This window comes from Thiomonas sp. TH-17, assembly GCF_057473305.1.
This window is the reverse complement of sequence record NZ_JBYCKI010000203.1, coordinates 1-8,374: the sequence shown is the minus strand read 5'-3', so window position 1 is coordinate 8,374 and position 8,374 is coordinate 1. Positions and strand designations below refer to the sequence as shown.

General features: G+C 65.5%; 8 protein-coding genes and 1 pseudogene. 6 read left to right on the top strand and 3 right to left on the bottom strand.

Annotated features, from left to right (window positions below; genetic code table 11):
• A pseudogene (locus AC2VLV_RS12225) lies at positions 1-328 on the bottom strand (phosphomannomutase/phosphoglucomutase); the annotation flags it as partial.
• A 101-nt stretch (positions 329-429) separates the two neighbouring features.
• Between AC2VLV_RS12225 and AC2VLV_RS12220 the strand changes: the two are divergent.
• The 3 genes from AC2VLV_RS12220 (at position 430) to AC2VLV_RS12210 (ending at position 3,893) form a co-directional block, all read left to right on the top strand.
• On the top strand, positions 430-1,284 hold the full coding sequence (locus tag AC2VLV_RS12220; RefSeq protein ID WP_486990250.1) for a symmetrical bis(5'-nucleosyl)-tetraphosphatase: 855 nt from the start codon (positions 430-432) through the stop codon (positions 1,282-1,284).
• Between the two features lie 145 nt (positions 1,285-1,429).
• Positions 1,430-3,139 carry an AMP-binding protein gene (locus tag AC2VLV_RS12215; protein WP_486990249.1) on the top strand — a complete coding sequence of 570 codons (1,710 nt, stop codon included), beginning with the start codon at positions 1,430-1,432 and terminating at the stop codon, positions 3,137-3,139.
• A 55-nt stretch (positions 3,140-3,194) separates the two neighbouring features.
• A complete protein-coding gene (locus AC2VLV_RS12210) occupies positions 3,195-3,893 on the top strand; it encodes a class I SAM-dependent methyltransferase (protein WP_486990248.1) in 699 nt (232 codons plus the stop codon).
• A gap of 1 nt (position 3,894) precedes the next feature.
• On the opposite strand, the gene AC2VLV_RS12205 is transcribed toward AC2VLV_RS12210, so the two are convergent.
• The gene (locus AC2VLV_RS12205) at positions 3,895-5,013 is read right to left on the bottom strand and encodes an MFS transporter (RefSeq protein ID WP_486990247.1); all 1,119 of its coding nucleotides are present in this window, start codon (positions 5,011-5,013) and stop codon (positions 3,895-3,897) included.
• Between the two features lie 134 nt (positions 5,014-5,147).
• On the opposite strand from AC2VLV_RS12205, the gene AC2VLV_RS12200 reads away from it, so the two are divergent.
• Positions 5,148-6,098, top strand: a complete 951-nt coding sequence (locus AC2VLV_RS12200) for an AraC family transcriptional regulator (protein WP_486990246.1) — start codon at positions 5,148-5,150, stop codon at positions 6,096-6,098.
• 34 nt (positions 6,099-6,132) lie between these two features.
• On the opposite strand, the gene orn is transcribed toward AC2VLV_RS12200, so the two are convergent.
• Positions 6,133-6,744, bottom strand: a complete 612-nt coding sequence (gene orn, locus AC2VLV_RS12195) for an oligoribonuclease (protein ID WP_486990245.1) — start codon at positions 6,742-6,744, stop codon at positions 6,133-6,135.
• Between the two features lie 95 nt (positions 6,745-6,839).
• Between orn and AC2VLV_RS12190 the strand changes: the two genes are divergently transcribed.
• Together AC2VLV_RS12190 and AC2VLV_RS12185 are read left to right on the top strand one after the other, a co-directional pair.
• On the top strand, positions 6,840-8,153 hold the full coding sequence (locus AC2VLV_RS12190; protein ID WP_486990244.1) for a M48 family metallopeptidase: 1,314 nt from the start codon (positions 6,840-6,842) through the stop codon (positions 8,151-8,153).
• 6 nt (positions 8,154-8,159) lie between these two features.
• A partial coding sequence (locus AC2VLV_RS12185; protein WP_486990243.1) for a 4a-hydroxytetrahydrobiopterin dehydratase occupies positions 8,160-8,374 on the top strand: 215 nt, incomplete at its 3' end.

Below are 8,374 nucleotides of genomic sequence, written 5' to 3'. Positions count from 1 at the left end.
TGTACTCGGGCGGATTGTGGCTGCCGGTGATCTGAATGCCGCTGACCACCGGCGTGGTGGCGCAGGCGTAATACAGCATGGGGGTGGCGTTCATGCCCTGATCAACCACATCCACCCCACCCGCGCGCAAGCCTTCGCTGAGCGCCTGCGCCAGCGCCGGGCCAGACAAACGCCCGTCGCGGCTGATGTTCACCGCCGTCTCGCCATTGCGCCGCGCCAGCGTGGCGAAGGCTTGGCCGATGAGGCGGCAGGCGTCTTCGGTCAGCGTTTTGCCAACGATGCCGCGAATGTCGTAGGCCTTGAAAATCGTGGGATCAAGCTGCGCCATGCGGGGCTCCAGTGGGATGCATTGTCAAGAAGAGCGCGCAAGCGTCAACTTGCGTCATTACGATGATGCGTTTGGCAAACCACGCATTTTAGGGAGAGGCTTTGGCAACGTACCTGATCGGCGATGTGCAAGGCTGCGCCGACGCACTCGACGCCCTGCTTGGCGCGCTGCGCTTTGATCCGACCCGCGACCGGCTCATCGTGCTGGGCGATCTGGTCAACCGCGGCGCGCAGTCGCTCGCCAGCATGGAGCGGCTCATGGCGCTGGGCGACAGCGCGCAATGTCTGCTGGGCAATCACGACCTGCATCTGCTGGCCGTGGCGCATGGCGTGCGCAAGGCGCACCGCAGCGACACGCTGGACGACATTCTTCTGTCGCCGCGGCGCGAGGCGCTGATCGACTGGGTGCGCCGCCGACCGCTGGCGCTGATGGAACAGGGCTGGCTGCTGGTGCACGCCGGGGTGTTGCCGCAATGGTCGGCCGACAAAACCCTGCAACTCGCCGCCGAGGTGGAGCGCCGGTTGCGCGCGCCCGATTACGTCGATTTCCTGCGCGTGATGTTCGGCAACCAGCCCGACGAGTGGAGCGAGAGTCTGGCGGGGTTCGACCGCCTTCGCATCGTGGTCAACACCCTCACCCGCGCCCGTTTTCTGCAGGCCAGCGGCCCGAATAGGGGACGACTGGATTTTCACAACAAGCAGGCCAGCGCCAACGGCGCCGCCTCTGAACTCCTGCCCTGGTTCGCCCTGCCGCAGCGCGAAACCGCGCAGACCCCCATCGCCTTCGGCCATTGGTCCACCCTCGGCCTGCGCTGGGAACACAACGCCCTCTGTCTGGACAGCGGCTGCCTGTGGGGCGGGGCGCTCAGCGCCGTGAAGCTGCCGCCCGCGGGTCAGCCCTGGCTGGACATCACCCAGATCCCCTGCACCCGCAGCCTGGCGCCCATGCCGGACTGACAGGCAACAGCCCCTGCCTGCTGCGCAAGCCGCCCCCCGAGGGGGATAACTGACATCGGCCTGACTGTTGATCTCTGTGCTTTCCCGCTGGCCCGCCTCAGCCGTGCGGGCTAAAGTGGGCGCACAACAACATCAGGAGACTTCGATGCAGATCAGCCACCCCGGCGCCCATGCCGGTTTTATGCAGGCGCGCGACCTGCTGCAGCGCCACCGCACCGACTACGCCCGCGCCTACGCCGAATTCCGTTGGCCCGCGCTCGACCGCTTCAACTGGGCGCTCGACTACTTCGATCCCATGGCCCAAGGTAACGAGGCGCTTGCGCTGTGGATCGTGGAAGAAGACGGCAGCGAGGCGCGCTACAGCTTTGCCGACATGGCGCAGCGCTCGGCGCGCATGGCCAACTTCCTGCGCGCAGGCGGCGTGGCGCGCGGCGACCGCGTGCTGCTCATGCTGCCCAACTGCATCGACCTTTGGGACGCCATGCTCGCCTGCATCAAGCTCGGCGCGGTGATGATTCCCGCCACCACCCTGCTCACGCCCACCGATCTCCAAGACCGCATCGCCCGCGGCGACGTGCGGCATGTGATCTGCCTGCCTGCCGACACCGCCAAATTCCACGACCTGCCGCAAACCGTCTGGACGCAGGTGCAAGGCCGCTTCACTGCAGGCAGCGCGCCCGCCGGGTGGACGGCGCTTGCCGGGTCGCAAACAGCGGCCGCCGACTTCACGCCCGAGGCCGACACCCACGCCACCGATCCGCTGCTGCTCTACTTCACCTCCGGCACCACGTCCAAACCCAAGCTGGTGCTGCACACCCATCAAAGCTATCCCGTGGGCACGCTGGCCACGATGTACTGGATCGGCCTGCAACCCGGCGATGTGCACTGGAACATCAGTTCCCCCGGTTGGGCCAAGCACGCCTGGAGCAGTTTTTTCGCCCCTTGGAACGCCGGCGCAGCCATCTTCGCCTTCAACCAGAGCCGCTTCAACGTGCAGGCCACGCTGCAAACCCTGTCTCGCTGCGGCATCACCACGCTGTGCGCGCCGCCCACGGTGTGGCGCATGCTCATCCAGGAAGACCTGAAGCGCTATCCAGTCAAGCTGCGTGAACTGGTGGGCGCAGGCGAACCGCTCAACCCCGAGGTCATCGAACGCGTGCGCGCCGCCTGGGGCATCACCCTGCGCGACGGCTACGGCCAGACCGAAACCTGCGCGCTCGTTGGCAACTCTCCCGGCCAGCCGTTCAAGCCCGGCGCCATGGGCCGCCCCATGCCGGGCTACCGCATCCGCCTGGTCGATGTGGACGGCAACTCAGCAGATGAAGGCGAAGTCTGTGTCGAGACCGAGCCGCGCCCCACCGGTCTGCTCGTCGAATATGCTGGCGACGCCGAGAAGACCGCGCAGGTGCTGCACGACGGCCTCTATCACACCGGCGACGTGGCGCAACGCGACGCCGACGGCTATTACACCTTCGTCGGCCGCACCGACGACGTGTTCAAGTCGTCCGACTACCGCATCAGCCCATTCGAACTCGAAAGCCTGCTGATCGAACATCCCGCCGTGGCCGAGGCCGCCGTGGTGCCCTGCCCTGATGCGCTGCGGCTGACCATCCCCAAAGCCTTCGTGTCGTGCCGGGTCGGCTTTGCGCCCAGCGCTGAACTGGCCCGCGACATCCTGCAATTCGTGCGCGAACGCGCCGCGCCCTACAAGCGCATCCGCCGCATCGAGTTCTACGAACTGCCCAAAACCATCTCGGGCAAGATCCGCCGGGTTGAGTTGCGCAAAATCGAAGCCGACCGCGCGGCAGGCGTGCGAGGCGAACTGGAGTTTTACGAGGACGATCTCCCAGCCTGAAAGCGCCGCGCTCCGTCTCTAAAATCGTGGCCTTTCTCACCAACAAGGCCACCCCATGGTCCACAACGAACTCGACGTCCTGACCGAACTGGTCCCGCTTGGCAACGGCCTGAAGGTCATCGAACTGGGCTGCGGCAGCGCCCGGCTGCTCACCGAGCTGCTGGGGCGCTGCCCGGCCTGCGAAGCGCTGGCGCTGGAAGTTGATGCCGTGCAGCACGCCAAGAATCTGGCGCGCCTGCCCGAAACGCTTGCGCCGCGACTGCGCTTCGTGCAGGAGAGCGCCACGGCCATACCGGCCGCGGATGGCGGCTTCGATCTGGCGCTTATGCTCAAGTCGTTGCACCACATTCCACTGCACGCCATGCAAACCGCACTGGCGGAAACCTGGCGCGTGCTGCGCCCGGGCGGCTGGCTCTACGTCTCGGAACCCGTCTACGACGGCGCGCTGAACGACATCGTCAAGCTCTACAACGACGAAGGCCCGGTGCGCGCCGCAGCGCAGGCTGCGCTCGACCAAGCCCTGCTAACCGGGCAATGGCAGCAGACCGCCGAGCGCCGCTTCGACATGCCCGCGCACTTCCCCAACTGGGAGTCTTTCGAGCAGCGCATGCTCTACCCCAGCTTCGCCGATCATCAGATCACCGAAGTCCTGCGCCAGTCCGTGAAAGCTGCGTTTGATCCGCATTGCGGCGCCGATGGCGCGCACTTCACCCGCCCGATGCACGTGCGGCTGCTGCAAAAGCAAGCGGTGTGATTCACCCCGCCACAACCAAGCCAAGCCCCATCGCCGCGAGAGCGCACAAGGCGAGCCCCTGCAGCGCCGAGTGCATGCCAAGGCCAGCGCTCAACAACGGGCCGAGAAAACTGGCGAATGCGAACGCACCAAACAGCAGGCCGAAGGCCGCCTCGCCGTGGCGCTCGGCCACATGCGCAGCCAAGGCAGGCAGCTTGCCCGCCATGCCGCCGAACGCCAGGCCGATAAGCAGCGGATAGGCGGCAAAGGCCCACGCGCCATAGCCGTGCAGCGCGCCCAGCAACAAAAGCGCGGCAAGCGCGTTGAGGCCCAGCGCCGCCGTGCGACTGAAGCGCGGCGAAATCCAGTCGGCCAGCAAGCCAAATCCAAGCCGTCCCACTCCGTTGCCCAAGGCCATCAGAGACACCGCCAACACACCCAGCGCCGAACTGACGCCAAGGGCCTTGGTGAGATGCCCGATCGTGGCAAAAGAGGCGGAGCCCAGCGGCGCGGCCATCAGGACAATGACCAGTGCCCACTGCAAGGGCCGCTGTCTGAGCAGAACCATCAGCGGCAGGGGGTCCGTTTGGCGCCCCGGCGCCGCGGGCACCTCGGGCACCTCGGGCAGAAAGGCCCAGGCCAGCCACCCGATGGCCGCATACACGCCGAGCAGCGCGGCAAGCGAGGGCCGCCAGCCCATGTGACGGTTGATCTCATCGAACAAGGGCGCACTGACCACGGACGACATGCCATAGAGCGCCAGCAGCGCGCCGCCCAGCGAACCGCGGCGCTGCGGGTAAAGGCGCGAAACCAGGGCGATGCAGGCGGCGGTCGACAAACCCGCGCCGACGCCCAGAGCCAGCAGGCTGTAGCCCAGCATGAACGCCACGGGCGAGGCCGTCAGAAGGCCGATGCCCCCGCCCACGGTGAAACAGGTCAGCGCCAACGCCAGCAGCGTCTTCGGCGCCAGGCGATGAAGTGCGCGCCCCGCCAGAATGACGGCGGGAAGCAAACCCAGCGGGGTAAGCGAGAAAGCCAGATCGAGAGTGGCCTGCGGCCAGCCGCTCTGGATGTGGAGGGCCGGGGAAATCGTTCCCCAGGAATAGATCAGGCCGAAAATGAACTGAAACGGGGTCAGCAAGACAAAGGGAATCCATCGGCGCATAGGTCGTCATCCAAAGGCAGCATTCGAGCGTGTCGTCAGGAATGGCCTGACCGCTGCATCGTAGGTACAGCCAACCCTTAAACTTGGCTTCCCATGCACCCCTTTCAAGGATGACACTGCACATGCGCGACCACCTGAGTGGCGACATACCCCACAACCCTGGAAGCTGGGAGCAGTTGTTGTCTCGCCGGTTCGTGCCAGGCCACACCAGCCTCACTTCCGCTGGCCCGGGAGGCCACATCGGACAGGAGGTTCGCGCGGGAGCGTTGAGCATGACGCCCCTGATCGTGCAACCGCAGATCATCACGCACAGCGCGCAGCATCTGTCCGCTTTATCGGCCGATGTTCGCGATACCGTCTTGAGCCATATCGTCGTCGAGGGTGAAGGTGTGATCGAGCAGGAAGGCGCGGCACTGAACTTTCGCTCTGGTGACCTGTCGTTTCGCAACCTGCAGCACCCCTCACGCATCGTCTTCGTAACGCCCGCCCGTCTGATCGCCGTGAGAATGCCGCGCGATGCCTTGCTGTGGCATCAGGCCAGACGCGATTGTCGACAGCCCCTGCGGCCAAGAATCGTCGACTCATGCGGTCTGCACAAGCTGCTGCCCCCATCGGATCGAGGTTCGGTCAGCAGCCTGTATGCGGGATTCGCGCTGCCCTGGCTGTTCGCGGCGGCCTATCACAGCATTGAGCGGAACGCCGAGCCGACCGACCCGCCGAACGCCACCCGCTGGCAGCAGGTTCTGTCCTACGTCGAAACCCATTTGTTCGATGCGTCTGCCCTGTCGCCCGCTGACTGCGCGCGGGCTGTGGGCATCTCAGAGCGATATCTCTACCGGCTCGCATCGCTGCGCGGCATCACCTTTTCCCGGCTGGTGAAACACCGAAGGCTTGAGACCGCCCGCGCGCTCCTTGAACACCCGGCCTCGCGTCATGTGTCGATTGCCTCCGTCGCCTATCAATGCGGCTTCACCGAGCCTGCGCACTTCAGCCGCGCCTATCGACAGCATTTCGGTCAGTCGCCTCGCCAGAGCCGCAAGTCCTCGACAGCGACTCGGTAAACGCTGAGCGGCTTCGTCAGTCGCTACGGACGGCTCACCCCGCCACTTCCGGATCGATACCCGCCACCGGCACGCGCAGGAAGTGCTCGCGGTAGTGGCGCAACTCGTCGATGGATTCCTGAATGTCGGCCAGCGCGGTGTGGGCCTGCTGCTTCTTGAAGGCGCTCACCAGCTCGGGGCGCCAGCGCCGCGCCAGTTCCTTGAGGGTGCTCACGTCGAGGTTGCGGTAGTGGAAATAGGTTTCTAGCTCGGGCATGCCCCGGGCCATGAAACGGCGATCCTGGCAGATGGTGTTGCCGCACATGGGCGACTTGCCGGCAGGCACGTATTTCTTGAGGAAAGCGATGATCGCCTTGCTGGCCTGCGCTTCGTCCACCGTGCTGGCGCGCACCCGGTCGGTCAGGCCGGACTTGCCGTGGGTGTTCTGGTTCCAGGCGTCCATGCCGGCCAGCACCGCGTCGCTTTGATGGATGGCCAGCACGGGCCCTTCCACGCGCACGGTGAGCTGCGGATCGGTCACGACCACGGCCACTTCGATGATGCGATCGGTGTCGGGATTCAGCCCCGTCATCTCCATATCGACCCAGATGAGGTTGTCGTCGTGACAGGCGAGGATGGAAGCGGCGGGCGTGGCGGAATCGGACATGAAATGCATTCAAGTAGGGGAATGGCGACGGCGGGTCGCGAGGACAGGCCGGGTGGGATAATCTGACTGAACCTGAGACTGACAAGGATTTTCGCATGAGCCCGCAACATCTTGCCCTCGCCTGGAGCGCGCTGTTCGCCGCCGCGCTGATTGGCGGCACGGCGCTGAAGCTCTGGCTGGCCCAGCGGCAGCAGCGCCACGTGCTCGCGCACCGTGATGCCGTGCCCGCGCCATTCCGCGCCAGCATTTCGCTCGAAGCCCACCAGAAAGCCGCTGACTACACCGTGGCGAAACTGCGCTTTGGCCTGTGGACGACGCTGTTCTCCGCCATGATCGTGCTGGTGTGGACGCTCGAAGGCGGGCTGCAGTTGCTCAACGGCTGGGTGAGCGCCACTTTCGGCACCGCTTTGGGCGGTCAGCTTGCGCTGCTGGTGGCCTTCGCCGTGATCGGTTCGCTGCTCGATCTGCCCTGGGACATCGCGCGCACTTTCGGCCTGGAAGCGCGCTTCGGTTTCAACCGCCAGACGCCGCGCTCCTATGCGTTGGACCTGCTCAAAAACACCCTGGTCGGCGCCGTGCTCATGCTGCCGCTGGCGCTGCTGGTGCTCTGGATCATGCAGGTCGCCGGGGGTTGGTGGTGGCTGTGGGCCTGGGCCGGACTCACGGCGTTCAGCCTGCTGATGATGGTGGCCTATCCGCTGGTGATTGCGCCGTTGTTCAACAAGTTCCAGCCGCTTCCAGACGGCGAGGTGAAAACCCGCGCGCAGGCGCTCATGCAGCGCTGTGACTTTGCGCTGTCGGGGCTGTTCGTCATGGACGGTTCGCGTCGCAGCGCGCACGCCAACGCCTACTTCACCGGCATGGGCGCAGCGCGGCGCGTGGTGCTGTTCGACACCCTGCTCGGCCAGCTCAGCCCGGCGCAGATCGAAGGCGTGCTCGCGCACGAGGTCGGGCACTACAAGCGGCGCCACATTCTCAAGCGCATGGTGGTGATGTTCGGGGTCAGTCTGGCGGGCTTTGCGCTACTGGGCTGGCTGTCGAACCAGGTTTGGTTCTACGTCGGCCTGGGCGTCATGCCCAATCTGTTCGCCCCCAACCATGCACTCGCGCTCATTCTGTTCAGTCTGGCGCTGCCGGTGTTTGCGGTGTTTTTCAGCCCACTGGGTGCGGCCACTTCGCGCAAACATGAATTCGAAGCCGACGCCTACGCGGCCCAGCACAGCGACGCCCGCGCGCTAGGCGAAGCCCTCGTCACCCTCTACCGCGACAATGCCAGCACGCTCACGCCCGACCCCGTTTATGTGCGCTTTTATTACAGCCACCCGCCCGCCCTGCAGCGACTGGAACGGCTGGGCGCATTGCCCTCATCCATCGCGCCTTCTTCGGCCCACACTCCGGCGACAGCCTGAACAGCCATGACACCCCAAGAATTGCTCGACAGCCACTGCGTGCCGCTAGACGCCAGCCAACGCCTGGACACCGCGGCCATGACGCCCTACCTGCAACTGCTGGACGGCTGGCGGTTTGAAGACGGCAGCATTCGCAAGACCTACGCTTTCGGCAACTATTACCAGACTCTCGCCTTCGTGAATGCGCTGGCGTGGGTGGTGCACCGCGAAGACCACCATCC